This is a genomic window from Stenotrophomonas sp. B2 (genome assembly GCF_014947095.1).
In the GTDB taxonomy this organism is placed as follows: Bacteria; Pseudomonadota; Gammaproteobacteria; order Xanthomonadales; family Xanthomonadaceae; genus Stenotrophomonas; species Stenotrophomonas maltophilia_P.
In genome coordinates this window covers 104,609-121,270 of the sequence record NZ_JADCQA010000008.1, presented here as the reverse complement: position 1 = coordinate 121,270, position 16,662 = coordinate 104,609, and the positions used below count along the sequence as shown (strand labels likewise).

Genomic DNA, 16,662 nt, shown 5'->3' with positions numbered 1-16,662 from the left:
TCAAGGTGGGGGGTCGAGGCGTGGAGGCCCATCAGCTGGTCCCCCACGCCGGCGTGCCGGGCGTATAGGCAAGATCGCCGTCATAGCGACCCGGCACCGCAACGTACTTCAGCACTTCGGTCGCACCGACCTTCGAGGTGAAGAAGCCGAAGATGACCAGCTGCTTGATCATCGTGAAGTAGTGCGGCGCTGCCTCCCCCTCTTCCGCGGCACCGGTCTCGGTGACCTCGACGACGTGCGCCCGGGCTTCCGCATCCAGGGTGCGCAACAGTTCGCTGCGGGCCTGCGAGGGGAGCGACACGAAGCGGCCACCGGCACGCTTGTCGATATCGACCAGGCCGGCGCGGAATATCGCCTGCTGCCGGGGGGTGTAGCAATCGGTGACGAACAGCGCCATGAACGGGCCCACGCCGGCATCCTTCGCGCCCGGCGTTGTGGTTCGCGGCAGGATGGTTTCAGCGATCTCGTCCAGCATGCTGATGTCAGCGGCAGAGAACGCGGCCTTCGATCCTGTCGTCGCGCTCTGCCCTGCGGCCAGTGCGGGCAGGCCCACCATGGCCGCGCCGGTGGCGGCGAGGATCATCTTCAACAGTTCGCGACGGTCCATCACAGGTTCCCCGCTTTCAGTTCGCGTACGGCATGGTCGGCGGCCCGTGCCGTCAGCGCCATGTACGTCAGCGATGGATTCACGCACGCGCTGGAGGTCATGCAGGCGCCATCGGTCACATAGACATTCGGCGCATCCCAGACCTGATTATGCTGGTTGAGCACGGAGCTTCTGCGATCGCGGCCCATGCGGGCCGTGCCCATTTCATGGATGCCCTTGCCCGGGGCGTAGTCGTTGTCGTGCATCTCCACGTCCTTGACGCCGGCTGCCTCCAGCATCTCGGCAGCATCGGCCGCCATGTCCTTGCGCATCGCCAGTTCGTTCGAGCGCATCGAAACGTCCATCGCCAGCACCGGCAACCCCCACTTGTCCTTGCGCTGCGGATCCAGGCGGATCGTGTTGTCGTGGTGCGGCAGCATCTCGCCGAATCCGGTCATGCCGATGCGCCAGTCGCCCGGCAGCGTCAGCGCCTCCTTCAGGTCGGCACCGATGTTCAGCTCGGCGATCTCGCGCGACCACCCGGTGCGGCTGGCACCGCCCTGGTAGCCGAATCCGCGCAGGTAGCTGCGCTTGTCCGCAGCGACGTTGCGGAAGCGCGGAATGTAGAAGCCGCAGGGGCGGCGACCGAAGTAGTACTTGTCGTCGTAACCCTCGACCCGGCCGGAGGCACCGGCACCAAAATGATGGTCCATCACGTTGTGCCCCAGCTCGCCGGATGACGACCCCAGACCGCCCTCCCAGACATCGGTGGCCGAGTTCATCAGCATCCAGGTCGAGTTGAAGGAGGATGCGTTGAGGAAAATGACCTTGGCCGTGTACTGATAGGTCAACCCGGTCTCGGCATCGATGACCTCCACACCGCGCGCGCGCTTGCGGTCCTTGTCGTACAGCACTTCCTTGACGATCGAGAAGGGCCGCAATGTCAGATTGCCCGTTTTCATCGCCGCCGGCAGCGTCGCCGCCTGGGTCGAGAAGTAGGCACCGAAGGGACAGCCCAGGATGCACTTGTTGCGGTACTGGCAGTTGACGCGCCCCTGCTCGGGCATGGGCTGGGTGATGTTGGCGGTACGCGAGTGGATCATGTGCCGCGTTCCGCCAAACGCCTTCCTGATCCGCGCGGCCACATCCTTCTCGACGATGTTCAGCGGGATCGGCGGCAGAAATTCACCGTCCGGCAGCACGTCCAGTCCCTCGCGCGTACCGGCGATGCCGGCGAACTTCTCCACATGGTCGTACCAGGGGGCGATGTCGGCGTAGCGGATCGGCCAGTCAGTAGCGATGCCGTCCTTGAGGTTGGCTTCGAAATCCAGGTCGGAGAAGCGGTAGCTCTGCCGCCCCCACATCAGCGAACGGCCGCCTACGTGGTAGCCACGGAACCAGTCGAAGCGCTTGGTCTCGACGTACGGCGATTCCTGCTCATTGGCCCACATCCCTTCCAGATTCTCGGCCAGGCCGTAGTCACGCATCAATACGGGAAAGGCGGCCTTCATCGCCTGTGTCGGCCGGTTGCGGTGCGGGAAATCCCACGCCTCCTTCATCGCATTGACGTAGTCCTTGACGTGCTCGATGTTGCGCCCGCGTTCCAGCATCAGGACCTTCAGGCCCTTCTCGGTCAGTTCCTTCGCCGCCCAACCGCCACTGATTCCCGAGCCAACAACGATGGCGTCGTAATGATTGTCTGCCATGGGTCTACTTCACCTGGGTGGATATCGTTTCAGACGTCGCAGAGGCGGATCGCCTCGCGCAGCGAGCCGACGGGATCGGGTGCCGCAGGCATGAACTCCTGCGCCAGATACCCCTCGAAGCCGGTGTCGCGGATCGCGCGACAGATGGCTGGATAATGCAGTTCCTGCTGGTCACCGATCTCGTGCCGGCCTGGCACACCTGCGGTGTGGTAGTGCTTGAAGAAGCGGTGATGCCTGCCGATGGTGGCGATGATGTCGCCCTCCATGATCTGCATGTGATAGATGTCGTACAGGAGGCCGAAATTGTCCGATCCGAGCCGCTGGCACAGCTCGACGCCCCATGCGGAGTGATCGCACAGGTAATCGGGATGATCGACCCTGGAGTTCAGCAGCTCCATCACCAGCACGACACCACGCTTCTCGGCATGGCCGAGGATGCGCTTCAGCCCGGCTTCGGCATTCTCCAGGCCTTCCCGCGGATCCATGCCGTCACGATTGCCGGAGAAGCAGATGAGGTTGCGGTAGCCGGCATCGGCCACCAGATCGATGTGCCGCGCGTAGCGCTCCACCAGTGCATCGTGATACTGGCGGCCGGCAAAGCCTTTGGTCAGGCTGATCTCGGCGCCGTTGCACATGGAGCTGTAGACGCCATGCGCCTTCAGTGTGGGCCAGTCCGCCGGCCCCACCAGATCGATGGCGGCGAAGCCGATATCCTTCACCGTCTGGCAGAGCTGGGCGACCGACTGCTGCGGGAACGTCCAGCGGGCGACGGAATGCTTCAAGTTGCCCTTGAGTGGGGCCTGGGCGGCGAACGAGGGCAGCGCGGCTGCCGCAGCCAGGCCAAGGCCGCCAGCGAATGCCATGCGCAACGCATCGCGCCGCGTAAGCCCCGATGCCGGTCCGATCGAATGGATGGACATCCATCTGCCGGCCTCCCAACCGGTATCAAACGCAACGATTCACAGCAATGCAATCGATTGCACCATAAGGGAGGAATTCTTTTTTTTGCAAGACGCGGTGCACGAAAAATCCATGCTGCGCGGCACAACGCCGGCCTGCCGTGGAAAAAAGAAAAGCCCCGCATCGGCGGGGCTTTCTGTTTCCTGCGGACGCGCGTCCGATCAGAACGGAATGTCGTCGTCAGCAAAATCGTCCATCGGCGGCGCCGACTGCTGCGGCTGCGGGCGCGGGTTGCCGCCCTGGTTGCCGTAACCGCCACCCTGGTTGCCGCCCTGGTTGCCATAGCCACCGCCCTGTCCACCACGCTGGCCACCACCACCGCCGTACTCCTGGCGCGGTGCCTGCTGGCGCTGCGGACGATCACCGCCGTAGTTGCCGCCACCGCCACCACCGCCTTCACCGCGGCCGCCCAGCATCTGCATCTCATCGGCGACGATATCGGTGGAGTACTTCTCCACGCCGTCCTGGCCGGTGTACTTGTCGTAACGCAGGCTGCCTTCGACGTAGACCGAGCTGCCCTTGCGCAGGTACTCGCCGGCGATCTCGCCGAGCTTGCCGAAGAACACCACGCGGTGCCATTCGGTGCGTTCCTGCTGGTTGCCATCCTTGTCCTTGCGGACGCTGGTGGTGGCCAGGCTGATGCGGGTGATCGCCATGCCGCTCTGGGTGTACTTCACGTCCGGGTCGTTGCCGAGATTGCCGACCAGGATGACTTTATTGATGCCGCGCGCCATAGGTACCTTCGTCCGTTGTCCAGGGGCAGTCGACCAGTGATAGCACAGCCCCGGCCGGGGGTGCAGGACACTGGGCCGCCCCCGATGAATTTGGGGGAATGCAAGAACACCGCATCTTAGCACTGCCGCCGCTCCGTGCCCGGCCAGAAGCGACGAAAGACACCGAAAGATCCTACTGAAATCCTTGTAAGGCAATGACTTAGCCATCCGCGCCGGACATCCCGGCGCGGCCGGCCGCAGTGACGGCCGGCGCTGCGATGGCGCCCCCATGGCATCATGCCGGGGCATCTACTCATTCGTTCGCGCGCTTCCCCCATGACCATCAAAGGCAAAGCCACCTCCCTGGACATCGCCCATCTGGCCGGCGTCTCCCAGCCGACGGTGTCGCGGGCCCTGCGCGGCAGCCCGATGGTCAATGCGGAGACCCGAGAACGCATCCTGCGCATCGCCCGCGAGCTGAACTACAAGGTGGACAAGAACGCCTCCAGCCTGCGCCTGCGCAATGCCGGCACGCTGGCCCTGCTGTTCTTCGAGGACCCGACCAACGACGATTCGCTGATCAACCCGTTCTTCCACTCGATGCTGGGTTCGATCACCCGCGCCTGCGCGCTGCACGGGCAGGATCTGCTGGTGTCGTTCCAGCAGCTGTCGACCGACTGGCAGGCCGACTACGAGGACAGCAACAAGGCCGACGGCATCATCCTGCTGGGCTATGGCGACTACCACGAATCGCGCGACCGCCTGCAGCGGCTGGTCGAACAGGGCACCCACTTCGTGCGCTGGGGTGCGGCCCTGCCCGGCCAGCCCGGGGTGTCGATCGGCAGCGACAACTTCCAGGGCGGGCACGACATCACCACCCATCTTCTGCAGCAGGGCTGCCGGCGCATTGCCTTCCTCGGCCACGCCTCCAGCCATTACCCGGAATTCGAGGAGCGCTACCGCGGTCACGTGGCAGCCCTGCGCGATCACGGGCTGCATGCCGAACCGGCCCTGCAGCACGATGCCATCACCACCGAAGCGTCCGGCCAGGAAGCCTGCCAGGCGCTGCTGGCGCGAGGCGAACCGATCGATGCGATCTGCGCCGCCAGCGACCTGATCGCCATCGGTGCGATCCGTGCACTGCGCGAGGCCGGGCTGCGGGTGCCGCAGGACGTGGCGGTCACCGGGTTCGATGACATCCCGCTGGCCGCATCTGTATCGCCGGCATTGACCACCGTGCAGCAGGACACCAAGCAGGCCGGGCAGCTGCTGGTGGAACGGCTGCTGGCCTCGATCAGCCGGCAGCCGGTGGAGAGCCAGAGCATCCCGGTGAAGCTGGTGGTGCGGGAATCATCGCTGCGCGGCTGAAACAGCGGACGTGATCGGACGGGACTACGCAGTGAACCCGGCCTGCGGGCACCGGACCGGGTGCCGCAAGGCCCGCAGGTGGACGGCCCCGTCGGGTGGCCTCAGCCCTGGGCGAAATCCTTCAGGATCTCGCCAATGCCGCTGGGCGAAATCTCGAAGCCCAGCGAGGTACCCGGGTTGATCACCACGCCGTAGCCCCCCGGCACGCGGCGCAGCACGTCCAGCATCAGCCAGCGGATCTGGTGTTCAGCCTGCTGGCTGTAGATGCCCACCCGCGATGGATCGGTGAACACGGCCACGTGCAGCGTGCCCTGCTTGTCGAACAGCAGTGGGTCGAAGCCGCTGCCGTCGGGGGTAACCAGGCTGCCGGTCAGCAGCAGCACCTCGGAGGCGACGAAGGCCTCCATGAAGGCGCGGATCGGCACCGCCCCGTCCATCGCCGCCTTCAGCAGGGTTTCGATCGGGGTCTGCGGGGCGAGGTCGGACATGGTTCAGCGGTGCCGTAAGGGCCCGATAGTGTAGCGCGACGCCGGGCATGGCCCGGCGCTACCGACCCCACCCGGGTAGTCTCAACGGCGCAACCGCTGGTCGCGCTCGCGCTGATCGGCCATCGCCCTGTCCAGTTCGGCCTGCAGTTCAGGCTGTGCCACTGCGGCATCGAGCACATAGACCTTCGCGCCGTGCGCGGGCACCACCGCTTTCAGTGCGCCGTCCACCCTCACCGTGCCGCCGTCCAGCGCGTCGCGCCAGCGGCCCGCCTGCAGGTAGCGCTCCACCTGGAAAACCGTCGCCTTGTCGCCCTTGTTCAACAGCACCAATGCGGTCTGTGCCACATCCCCCTGCTGCAGCACACGGAAGAACACCGCCTCATTGCCACGCAGGCGCTCGTTCACCTGCAGGCCGCGCTGCAGCGCCGGGGTGGCCTGGCGCAGCTGGGCGATGCGCCGCAGGGGCGCGAAGATCGGGCTCTGCGGTGCGGCATCCACCCGCGCCTGGCCGAAGTAGGCACGGTTGCCGGCATGCTCGGCACGGCCCCGCATGAAGCCGGTTTCCGAGCCGTAGTAGACCACCGGGATACCACGGGCGGTGAACAGCCAGTTGTGTGCGTCGATGAAACCGTTGTCGCTGGCCTGCAGGCGTGGCATGTCGTGGTTGTCGTAGAAGCTCATCAGCTCGTACGGATTGGCATAGGGGCCGCCGGTCAGGTGCAGCGGCTCGGCCAGCGTCTCGAAGCCCTTGCCGGCGGTACCGAAGGTCTGTTCCAGCGCGCCACGCAGCGGGAAGTCGAGCACGCTCACGTTGGCGTTGCCCGGCCAGGTGTGCTCGGCAATCCTGCTGGCGTCGTAATCGAAGGCCTCGCCGAACATGAACATGTTCGGATGCTCGGCACGGATGCGGTTCACGAACTCGTGCCACCACGGGTGCGGCAGCCAGCCGATGGTATCGATGCGCAGTGCGTCCACGCCCTGCGCGGTCCACTGCAGGTACGCGCCGACGAGGTAGTCCATCACCGCCGGGTTGTTCTGGTTGAAGTCGGACAGCTCGGCCAGGTTGCCATCGAAGATCGAGCCTTCCTTGCTGTCGACCGGGCCGATGGTGTTGTAGAACGCGTGCAGCGGGTTGTGCTTTGGATCCAGCTTCTGCGGGGGCAGGTTCTGGTGGTCGGCGATCAGCTTTCCCTCCTTGTCGAAGATCTGGCCGAACTGCGGCTGCCGCGTCGGCATGGTCCAGGCCGGCGAACCGTGGTTGCCGACGATGTCCAGCACCACCTTCAGGCCGGCACCATGCAGGCCCTTGGTCAGGCCTGCAAAGTCCAGGTCCTTGCTGGGCAGGTGCTCGTCGAGTTTATAGAAGTTGATGCCCCAGTAACCGTGGTAGCCGGTCTTGCCGCGGTCGGTCAGCGTGCTGGTGCAGCTGATCGGCTTGCTGCCGGTGAACGCCTCATCCGGATTGTCGACGATCGGCGTGATCCACACCGCACCGAAGCCGAGCTGACGGATGTAGTCGGCGTTGTCGAGCACGCCCCTGAAGTCGCCGCCGAGGTAGCCGATGTTGCCGTCCACCTTGTCCGGGCAGGGCACCGGAATGTCGAACGTGCGGTGGCTGCCCCCCTGATCGCGATGATCGTTGGACGGATCACCGTTGACGAAACGATCAGTCACCACGAAGTACACGGCATCGCTGGCGAACGGTTCGAGCGTGCCCACGTAGTCCGGGCGCGATGCGGCCTGTACCGCCGTGGCGAGCAGGGCCAGCGACAGCCCCAGCGACATTCTGGAATACACATGCATCACGCACTCTCCTGATGGGCCGGCACGCGAAGCACGCACAGCCCGGCAATGAACAGACTCACTCCACCCAGCACCAGCACGTGCAGGGGATTTCCGCCCAGCCACTCGCGCAGTGCGAAGCCCAGCCCGCTGGCCGCGACCAGCTGCGGAATGACGATGAAGAAATTGAACAGGCCCATGTAGATGCCCATCTTCGCCGCCGGCACGCTGTCGGACAGCAGGGCGTACGGCAGCGACAGGATCGAGGCCCAGGCGAAGCCGACGCCGGCCATGGACAGCAGCAGCCAGGTGGGATCCTTGATGAACATCAGCGAGATCAGGCCCAGCCCGCCGAGCCACAGGTTCACCAGGTGGCTCCAGCGCAGGCCGATGGCGCGCACCATCGGCGGGATCAGCAAGGCGGCCAGTGCGGCGAAGCCGTTGTAGGCGCCGAACAGCACACCGACCCAGTTGGCACCCTCGTTGTACGCCGCCGACTGCGGGTCGGTGGAGCCGAAATGCGTGCCGGCCACCGCTGCGGTGGTGTAGATCCACATCGCAAACAACGCAAACCACGAGAAGAACTGCACCCAGGCCAACCGGCGCATGGTCACCGGCATCGCCCGCAGATCACCCACGATCGCCGCCAGCATGTGCGCCTGCGGCAGCGTACGGGCCAGCGCAAGAAGCACACCATAGCCCGCGCAGAGACCCGCCAGCACGTAGAGCATCCTGTCGCCCTGGCGCGCGGCGATCACAGCGGCCAGCAGCACGCCCGCCCCCAGCCACAACGCCACCTGCGCCCACGGTGCGGGGCCACTCGCAGCGGCGGCGGCATGGTGCGCCGGCGGCTCGGCGTCATCGAACCCGGCCAGTTCTGCCGGTGAATACTCGCGGGTACTGACCACGGTCCAGGTGATCGCCGCCAGCAGCACTGCCGCACCGAAATAGAACGCATAGCGCACCGTATCCGGCACCTCGCCGGCAGCGGCTGTGTTGGCCACGCCGAAGTGGGCCAGGATGAACGGCAGGAAGCTGGCAACGATGGCACCGACACCGATGAAGAAGCTCTGCATCGCGTAACCGGCCGGTCGCTGGCGCGGTGCCAGCTGGTCGCCCACGAAGGCACGGAACGGCTCCATCGACACGTTGATCGAGGCGTCCAGCACCCACAACGTGCCCGCCGCGATCCACAACGCAGGCGAGTTGGGCATGACCAGCAGGGCCAGCGTGGTCAGCACCGCACCGATCATGAAGAACGGGCGACGCCGGCCCCAGCGCGTCCACGTGCGGTCGGAGAGATAACCGATCACCGGTTGCACCAGCAGGCCGGTCAACGGTGCGGCGATCCACAGCCCGGGCACCGACTCCATGTCCGCGCCAAGCGTCTCGAAGATGCGGCTGGCATTGGCGTTCTGCAGGGCAAAACCGAACTGGATGCCGAGGAAGCCGAAACACATGTTCCAGATCTGCCAGAACGACAGCTGCGGTTTGGCAGGGCGGTTCATCGTGCGTCCTCCGCCGTGGCGACCGGCGCCAGCGTCAGCGCCTTCACCTGCGCCTGGTTGAGCACGCCTTCGCGCCCGCCCTTTCCGCCGGTGTAGTGCGCGAAATGCTGCAGCGCGCTCATGTTGAAGCCTTCTTCAAGCACGACCGTGCACGGCCCCTTGGGCACAGCGAACGTTGCCGAGGTCGAGTCCTGCACGGCCACGCTGTGCGGCATCGCAACCGTATGCCGCTGCAATGGCTGGCCCGGGCACTGCAGCACCAGTTGCTTGACCGCAGCCGTGACGCCGGTGTTGATCGGCCCGTTCGGGTTGCGGTACTGCAGGCGCAGGCGCACCTGCCCGGCCTTGGCCGAGGTGAACTGCCAGCGTTCCTCGCCCTTCAGCACCTGCTGCGGACCGACGCAGAGCATCGGGCTGTGCAGCGATTCCAACGTGCCTTCGCGCCGGGTCAGGCTGAGGCAATGCTGTAGGCCATCGTCGCTGATGCGCGCCACGCCGTTGCTGTCGGTGACCGCCTTGCCGTCCTTCCACAGCACCTGATCGGCTGCCACCGGAACGTTCCAGCCCGCGCCCTTGCGCAGGGCCTGCGGCGCAACCGGCGTGGCCGGCGCACGCACGTTGGCATCCGCGGTCGTGACAGCGAAACCGGTTGCCGCCGGGGCGGCGACCAGCTGCACCGTGGTGGTGCTGCCACGCATGGTGGTTCTGCCGGCCACCAGCAGGCCATCGCCCACGTTCTGCGGGCGCTCCAGCACATAGCGCTTGCCGTTGGCTTCCAACGTGATACGGGGATGTGTGCCGAACAGTTCCGGCACCAGCGCGGCCGGCAGCTTGGGCTGCACGCGGCCATCGTCCTGCACGCCGAACACGCCTTCGGTGACCATGGCCAGATAGCCGGCCACCGACCACAGCTGGCGCTCTGAATTGACCACCGGCCCGCTCAGCGCGCCTTCGTCCACATGCACGGCCTGGCTGACCAGCTCGTAGTTTTCCATGTTGGAACCAGCCAGTGCCGCCCCCTGCATCAGCGAGCGGATCTCGGCGGCGATGCGCGGCGCGTCGTCCAGCTGTCGCGCAGCACGCAGCGAATACGCACTGACGAACGGCCAGATCGCACGGTTGTGGTAGATCGGCTGCTGGGCTTCCTGTGGCCACACCACCGGGCTGCCGGCCGGCCCCATCGGGTAGTTCGCCAGCGCGCGGCGCGCCCGCGCCTCGGGCAGCACGTCGGCCAGGATGCCCAGCGACAGGCCCAGCAGGTCGACCTTGGCGTAGGGCACCGGATGCGCCGCCTCACCGATGTAGCTCATGTACTGGCCCATGTCGTCGCGCCAGAAGCGCGCATCGATCCGTACCGCCAGTTCATCGGCCCACGCCTTGTACTGCGCACGGCGATCATCGCCCCGCTGCGCGGCCATCTGCTCTGCCAGCCGCAGTGCCTGGTAGTGCAGGACGTTGGTGGACAGCGCGTAGGAATCACCGATGAAGCGCACGTTCTCCCGGGTCCAGTCCGGATACGTCTGTTCACGCCAGTCGAGGAACGAGGTTTCGCCGCGATAGAGGCCCATCTGTGGGTCGAACACCATCGCCCGGTCCTGCGCCAGCGTGCCCTGCAGCGCCTGCCAGACCTGTTCGGCAAAAGCAGGATCATCCAGCAGGTGGCGTGCGGCCAGGAACCACACCACACGGTCGCTGCTGATCGGCCAGCTGCCGCCGGAGCCGGTATCCTGCGCGACGAACAGGCCGGGCGTGCGCCCATCGCGGGCAGCCGACAACTTGAACTGCAACGACTGACGCGTGCGCTGCGGATCCAGCCGCGCCAACGCCAGGTCGGCGGCGAAGCTGACATCTCGGGTCCACACGTAGGGCCAGCGGGCGCCGGTCTGGAAGCAGTCGCATGGCACCGGCCGCCCTTCGTCAAAGGCGGGGTCGCGGATCGCATCGACCCGGTCCTGCGCCATCTCCTGCTGGGCCAGCGCGAACAGCGCGTCGAACATCACGCTTCCGGTCTGGCTGCGCATCGGCGCGGCGGCAATCGGCACAGCGCCGTTCGGCGTGTGCAGCACGAAGCTGCCCTTGGCAGCCGCTTCGGCACGCGCATGGCGGCCGTCGAATTCCAGGTCGGCCGCATGCGCGGTCGTCCCCAGCGCTGCCCCCAGGGCAGCGGTCAGGCAAATGATCTTCAGCATCGAAGCGGCAGACCGGCTTGCGCCCGTCGACCTCCCTCCCTCTCTGCACCGTTTATAGGTCCGCGCAGCCGTGACCGGCGCGCGGGCGCGGCGCCTCCCTCAAGGTGCCTTGGGCCCATGGTAGACGCGGGGCTGTCGCCTGCGTCCAGCTGCATACGTATTCATGCACCGACGCGGCAGTACGCCCGCCGGGCTGGCTTATGGTCCGGGTCTGCCAACGGCGCCTTGGGAGGGGAAATGCCGATGTCATCCAGTGTTGTACGTGCGGTGTTCGCGCGAATCATGGGCGTTGCGCTGCTGGGCCTGGCCACGCTGGCGCAGGCCGCCCCGCAGATCACCAGCGTCCAATCGCCCGGCGGCGTGCTCAAGGTCAGCCTGGTGCTGGACGGCGGCACCGCCCGCTACCGGGTGGAGCGCTTCGGTGAAGCCGTAGTGGAGGATTCCAGGCTTGGCTTCGAACTGCGCGATGGCCGCCTGGACCGGGATTTCATCCTGCTCGGGCAGCAACGACGCAGCGTCGATGAGACGTGGGAACAGCCGTGGGGGGAACGCCGCCTCACCCGCAACCACTTCAACGAGCTGACCGTGCAGTTGGCCGAAACCACCAGCAGCAAGCGCCGGCTGGATGTGGTGTTCCGCGTCTACGACGACGGCCTGGGCTTCCGCTATGTGTTCCCTGAGCAACCGAACCTGCGCGAAGCGATCATCGACGACGAGCTGACCGAATTTGCCATCGCGGCAGACTCCACAGCATGGTGGATCCCCGCCGGCGAACCGATCCACTACGAGTATCTCTACCAGCGCACGCCGCTGCGCGAGATCCCGCTGGTGCACACGCCGATGACGCTGCGCAGCCGCGATGGCCTGCACGTTGCGATCCATGAGGCTGCGCTGGTGGACTACGCCGGCATGTGGCTGCGCCGCACCGAAGGCCAGCGCCTGAGCGCGCAGCTCTCGCCCTCGGCCGAAGGGTGGAAGGTGCGCCGTGCCCTGCCCTTCGTCACGCCCTGGCGCACGCTGCAGATCGCCGACCGCGCCGGCGGCCTGGTCGAGTCCGACCTGATCCTCAATCTCAACGAGCCCAATGCACTGGGCGATGTGAGCTGGGTGAAGCCGGCCAAGTACCTGGGCGTGTGGTGGTCGATGCACCTGGACAACGAAAGCTGGGCGACCGGACCGAAGCATGCGGCGACCACCGCCAAGACCAGGAGGGTGATCGATTTCGCCGCCGCGCACGGCTTCCGTGGCGTCCTGGTGGAGGGCTGGAATCCCGGCTGGGACGGCATGTGGGTGGGCAATGGCTACGACTTCGACTTCACTCGCGCCACGCCCGATTTCGACATTGAAGCGCTTTCGGCATATGGACTGAAGAAGGGCGTGCACCTGATCGGCCACCATGAAACCGGCTGTGCCATCGAACACTATGAGGCGCAGCTCGACGCCGCGCTGGACCTGTATGCGCGGCTGGGCGTGGACCAGTTCAAGACCGGCTACGTCTGCGACGACGGCCAGGTCGACCGCCGCAACCCGTCGGGTGGCCCGCTGTGGCGAGAGTGGCACGACGGCCAGTTCATGGCGCGCCACCACCTGCATGTCGTGCAGGAAGCCGCGCGCCGGCACCTGTCGGTGAATCCGCACGAGCCGATCAAGGACACCGGCCTGCGCCGCACCTATCCCAACTGGATCTCCCGCGAAGGCGCGCGCGGCATGGAGTACAACGCATGGGGCCAGCCGCCGAACCCGCCCGAACACGAAGTCAATCTGGTGTTCACCCGGATGCTGGCCGGACCGATGGATTACACCCCCGGCATCCTCAGCCTGAAGGGCCGCCACGGCCAAGCCATCCCCAGTACCCTGGCCCGTCAGCTGGCGCTGTACGTGGTGCTGTACAGCCCGATCCAGATGGCCGCCGATCTGCCCGAACACTACCTGCAGCATCGGGAGGCGTTCCGCTTCATCGAAGACGTGGCGGTGGACTGGGAGCAGAGCCGCGTGCTCGATGGTGAAGTGGGCGACTACGTGACGATCGTGCGCCGCGACCGCAACAGCCGTGACTGGTTCCTGGGCAGCATCACCGACGAGCATGGCCGCGTGCTGCCGGTGTCGCTGGGCTTCCTGGAGCCGGGCGTGCGCTACCGCGCGGAAATCTATCGCGATGGCGACGGTGCGGACTACCGCAGCAATCCGTTCGCGTTCACGCGGCAGACGCGTGAAGTGACCAGCGCCGATGCACTGACCCTGATGCTGGCGCCGGGCGGCGGGCAGGCCATTCGGTTCACGCCATTGGAGTGATGAATGCCCCCGCGTGACGTTCGCCGGGCATGGCCCGGCGCTACCGTGGCGGGGATCTGAAAGCGATTACAACCCTGCAAACGTCATTGAATACGTATGCAGGGTGATTCCCGCGGAGAACCCGCTGCCTACCATAGCGGCGACGACAGCGGCCACCGCGTCGCACGTTCACGGCGTTGCCGGAACGACCTCGAAATGAACAACAACATTGCCTGGGAGGGGAAAATGTTGAACCACAAGCGCAGCGCGCTGAGCATCGCGCTGGCCGTTGTCCTGGCGCCGTCACTGGCGGCGGCACAGACCACGCAGAGCACCACCACGCCGGCCGGCACCGCCGCCACCAACCTGGATACGGTGCAGGTCACCGGTATCCGCCGCGGCATCGAGAACGCGATCGCGATCAAGCAGGACGCCACCTCGGTGGTGGAAGCGATCTCCGCCGAGGACATCGGCAAGCTGCCCGACGTCAGCATTGCCGAATCCATCTCGCGCCTGCCCGGCCTGGCCGCGCAGCGCGTCGCCGGGCGTGCACAGGTGATCAGCGTGCGCGGCCTGTCCCCGGACTTCGCCACCACCCTGCTCAACGGCCGTGAGGTCGTCAGCACCGGCGACAACCGTGGCGTCGAGTTCGACCAGTATCCATCCGAGCTGGTCAACGGCGTGACGGTGTACAAGACGCCCGATGCGGCACTGGTCGGCCAGGGCCTGTCGGGCACCATCGACATGCAGACCGCCCGTCCGCTCAGCTTCCCCGACCGGGTGATCGCCGTCAGCGGGCGCCTGCAGAAGAGCTCGCTCGGCGATGCGGCCAACGTCGATGAGTTCGGCAACCGCTTCAGCGCCAGCTACATCGACCAGTTCTTCGACAAGACCCTGGGCATCGCCATCGGTTACGCGCACAGCGACAACCCGATCCAGGAAAACCAGGTCGGCCTGTACGAGCCGTGGACCACCCAATACACCACGGACGGAAAACGTCCCGGCGTTGCTGCAGGCACCTATTTCTCCGACGGCATCAAGGCGCTGCGCCGTACCGGCAACAACAAGCGCGATGGCGTGATGGCCACGATCCAGTTCCGGCCCAACAACAGCTGGAGCAGCACCTTCGATGCGTTCCACACCGAAGCCGAGCAGATCGACACCGCCAACCAGTTCGAACTGAACCTCAGCAACTACAACGGCAATTACCTGCCGGGCCTGCTGATCAGCAATCCGCAGATCAACGCCGATGGCACCTTCACCGGCGGTACCGCCAGCGGCGTGTACCCGCTGGTGCGCGGCATGTACAACAAGCGCAAGGACAAGATCGACGCGTTCGGCTGGAACAACGAATTCAACTTCGGCAGCGTCAAGCTGGTCGCCGACCTGAACTACTCCAAGGCCACGCGTGACGAGCTGAACCTGGAGAACAATCTGCAGCTCACACCCATGCCGCAGCTGGATACGGTCGGCGTGCAGATCCGTCAGAACGGCTTCTCGCAGATCAGCCCGGGGCTGAACTACTCCAATCCCGATGCCCTGTTCCTGACCAATACCATCTATGGGTCCGGCTACGGCAAGGTGCCGAAGGTGGAAGATCGCCTGAAGGGCGGCAAGCTGGCGGCGACCATCGCCCTGCCCGAAGCGATGGCGTCGTGGGCACCGGACCTGGACATCGGCGTGAACTATGCCGATCGCCGCAAGGTCAAGACCCAGTCCGAGGGCAACATCCTGCTCGGTGCCCAGGGCGATGCCAACATCGCGGCGGACCTGCAGTACGACCCGGTGAACCTGGGCTTTGCCGGCCTCGGTACCATCCCGGCCTGGAACGTGCCGGCGGCGGTCGCCCGCTACATGACCTTCGATCCGGTCGACAACCTGGACTACCTGATTCCCAAGTCGTGGACGGTGCAGGAGAAGATCACCACCGCCTGGGCGCGCCTGAACATCAACACCGACATCGGCGTTGTCGGCGTGCGCGGCAACATCGGCGTGCAGATGCAGCGCACCGATCAGAGTTCGGACTCCCGCTACTGGGACGCGTCGCAGCCCGCCGGCAGCAACGTGCAGCCCTACTCCGACGGCCGCAAGTACAACGACTGGCTGCCGAGCCTGAATCTGGCCTTCATGTTCCCGCACGAACAGACCCTGCGCTTCGCGGCAGCCAAGCAGGTCGCGCGCCCACGCGTGGACCAGATGCGCGCCGGCCTGGAGTTCGGCGTGGATACCTCCACCGGCCGCCCCGGCGGCAGCGGCGGCAATCCGCGGCTGGACCCGTGGCGCGCCACCGCGCTGGATCTGTCCTATGAGAAGTACTTCGGCGAGAAGGCCTACGTCGCTGCGGCGATCTTCTACAAGGACCTGAAGAGCTACGTCTACACGCAGTCGGTGGACAACTACGACTTCAGCGGGCTGCTCGGCAACTACGTGCCGCCGCCGGGCATGGTGGTGCCCGTGCTGCCGACCGGCACCTTCTCCACGCCGGTGAACGGTGAGGGCGGTACCCTGCGCGGCCTTGAGCTGACCGGTTCGTTCCCGCTGGAGATGCTCACCGACAGCCTGCGCGGCTTCGGCGTGCAGGCCAGTGCCACGTTCAACGACAGCGACATCAAGATCCTCGACCCGGAAAGCGCCTCCAGCGTGGGTACCGATCCCATCAGCCTGCCGGGCCTGTCCAAGCGTGTGTACAACTTCACCGCGTACTTCGAGCGCAATGGTTTCGAGGCCCGCGTGAGCCAGCGCCGTCGTTCGGACTTCATCGGTGAAATCGGCAACTTCAACGGCAACCGCACCCTGCGTTATGTGGTGGGCGAGAACGTGACCGATGCGCAGATCAGCTACACCTTCAGCGACAGCAGCGCCCTGCGCGGGCTGACCCTGCTGCTGCAGGGAAGCAACCTGACCAACGAGCCGTACCGCACCTACGCTGGCACCAAGGATCGCCCGCTGGAATACATCGAGTGGGGTCGAACCTACGTGCTGGGCGTGAACTACAAGTTCTGACCCTCACCGGGCAATGCCGGCCCCAGGCCGGCAACCGCCCATCGAATGCCGGACGCTGCCCGGCAACCGCTCCATCGGTAGCGCCGGG

General features: G+C 66.0%; 11 protein-coding genes. 3 read left to right on the top strand and 8 right to left on the bottom strand.

Features of this window, described 5'->3' with window-relative positions:
• Positions 1 to 31 precede the first annotated feature (31 nt).
• The 4 genes from IMX13_RS11450 to IMX13_RS11435 form a co-directional block, all read right to left on the bottom strand.
• Positions 32 to 607 (bottom strand): gluconate 2-dehydrogenase subunit 3 family protein, encoded by a 576-nt coding sequence (locus IMX13_RS11450; RefSeq protein ID WP_065182394.1) that lies wholly within the window; start codon positions 605 to 607, stop codon positions 32 to 34.
• Positions 607 to 2,292 (bottom strand): GMC family oxidoreductase, encoded by a 1,686-nt coding sequence (locus tag IMX13_RS11445; RefSeq protein WP_111186020.1) that lies wholly within the window; start codon positions 2,290 to 2,292, stop codon positions 607 to 609. Before IMX13_RS11445 ends, IMX13_RS11450 begins: the two co-directional genes overlap by 1 nt.
• A 29-nt stretch (positions 2,293 to 2,321) precedes the next feature.
• Positions 2,322 to 3,212: a TIM barrel protein gene (locus tag IMX13_RS11440; RefSeq protein ID WP_180875414.1), complete on the bottom strand. Its 891-nt coding sequence runs from the start codon at positions 3,210 to 3,212 to the stop codon at positions 2,322 to 2,324.
• A gap of 201 nt (positions 3,213 to 3,413) precedes the next feature.
• A complete protein-coding gene (locus IMX13_RS11435) occupies positions 3,414 to 3,986 on the bottom strand; it encodes a single-stranded DNA-binding protein (protein ID WP_065182396.1) in 573 nt (190 codons plus the stop codon).
• 315 nt (positions 3,987 to 4,301) lie between these two features.
• Here IMX13_RS11435 and IMX13_RS11430 point away from each other — a divergent pair, with 315 nt between their 5' ends.
• Positions 4,302 to 5,333, top strand: a complete 1,032-nt coding sequence (locus IMX13_RS11430; RefSeq protein WP_053516684.1) for a LacI family DNA-binding transcriptional regulator — start codon at positions 4,302 to 4,304, stop codon at positions 5,331 to 5,333.
• A gap of 101 nt (positions 5,334 to 5,434) precedes the next feature.
• Here the strand turns inward: IMX13_RS11430 and IMX13_RS11425 are convergent, their stop codons facing one another.
• From IMX13_RS11425 to IMX13_RS11410, 4 genes are all read right to left on the bottom strand, one after another.
• A complete protein-coding gene (locus IMX13_RS11425; RefSeq protein ID WP_053516683.1) occupies positions 5,435 to 5,821 on the bottom strand; it encodes an SseB family protein in 387 nt (128 codons plus the stop codon).
• A gap of 81 nt (positions 5,822 to 5,902) precedes the next feature.
• A complete protein-coding gene (locus IMX13_RS11420; RefSeq protein ID WP_193396428.1) occupies positions 5,903 to 7,618 on the bottom strand; it encodes an alpha-amylase family glycosyl hydrolase in 1,716 nt (571 codons plus the stop codon).
• Between the two features lie 5 nt (positions 7,619 to 7,623).
• Entirely contained in the window at positions 7,624 to 9,111 is a 1,488-nt protein-coding gene (locus IMX13_RS11415; RefSeq protein ID WP_193396396.1) for an MFS transporter, read from the bottom strand.
• Positions 9,108 to 11,300 (bottom strand): Six-hairpin glycosidase-like protein, encoded by a 2,193-nt coding sequence (locus IMX13_RS11410; RefSeq protein WP_193396395.1) that lies wholly within the window; start codon positions 11,298 to 11,300, stop codon positions 9,108 to 9,110. The genes IMX13_RS11415 and IMX13_RS11410 overlap by 4 nt, the downstream gene beginning before the upstream one ends.
• Positions 11,301 to 11,537: 237 nt before the next feature.
• On the opposite strand from IMX13_RS11410, the gene IMX13_RS11405 reads away from it, so the two are divergent.
• A complete protein-coding gene (locus IMX13_RS11405) occupies positions 11,538 to 13,592 on the top strand; it encodes a glycoside hydrolase family 97 protein (RefSeq protein WP_193396394.1) in 2,055 nt (684 codons plus the stop codon).
• A 225-nt stretch (positions 13,593 to 13,817) separates the two neighbouring features.
• Positions 13,818 to 16,574 (top strand): TonB-dependent receptor, encoded by a 2,757-nt coding sequence (locus IMX13_RS11400; protein WP_065174735.1) that lies wholly within the window; start codon positions 13,818 to 13,820, stop codon positions 16,572 to 16,574.
• Positions 16,575 to 16,662 lie beyond the last annotated feature (88 nt).

What these genes read in the sequence shown, in the direction of transcription:
- IMX13_RS11450 (WP_065182394.1), bottom strand. Translation starts at nt 607, where the DNA reads ATGGACCGTCGCGAACTGTTGAAGATGATCCTCGCCGCCACCGGCGCG.
- IMX13_RS11445 (WP_111186020.1), bottom strand. Translation starts at nt 2,292, where the DNA reads ATGGCAGACAATCATTACGACGCCATCGTTGTTGGCTCGGGAATCAGT.
- IMX13_RS11440 (WP_180875414.1), bottom strand. Translation starts at nt 3,212, where the DNA reads ATGTCCATCCATTCGATCGGACCGGCATCGGGGCTTACGCGGCGCGAT.
- IMX13_RS11435 (WP_065182396.1), bottom strand. Translation starts at nt 3,986, where the DNA reads ATGGCGCGCGGCATCAATAAAGTCATCCTGGTCGGCAATCTCGGCAAC.
- IMX13_RS11430 (WP_053516684.1), top strand. Translation starts at nt 4,302, where the DNA reads ATGACCATCAAAGGCAAAGCCACCTCCCTGGACATCGCCCATCTGGCC.
- IMX13_RS11425 (WP_053516683.1), bottom strand. Translation starts at nt 5,821, where the DNA reads ATGTCCGACCTCGCCCCGCAGACCCCGATCGAAACCCTGCTGAAGGCG.
- IMX13_RS11415 (WP_193396396.1), bottom strand. Translation starts at nt 9,111, where the DNA reads ATGAACCGCCCTGCCAAACCGCAGCTGTCGTTCTGGCAGATCTGGAAC.
- IMX13_RS11410 (WP_193396395.1), bottom strand. Translation starts at nt 11,300, where the DNA reads ATGCTGAAGATCATTTGCCTGACCGCTGCCCTGGGGGCAGCGCTGGGG.
- IMX13_RS11405 (WP_193396394.1), top strand. Translation starts at nt 11,538, where the DNA reads ATGCCGATGTCATCCAGTGTTGTACGTGCGGTGTTCGCGCGAATCATG.
- IMX13_RS11400 (WP_065174735.1), top strand. Translation starts at nt 13,818, where the DNA reads ATGTTGAACCACAAGCGCAGCGCGCTGAGCATCGCGCTGGCCGTTGTC.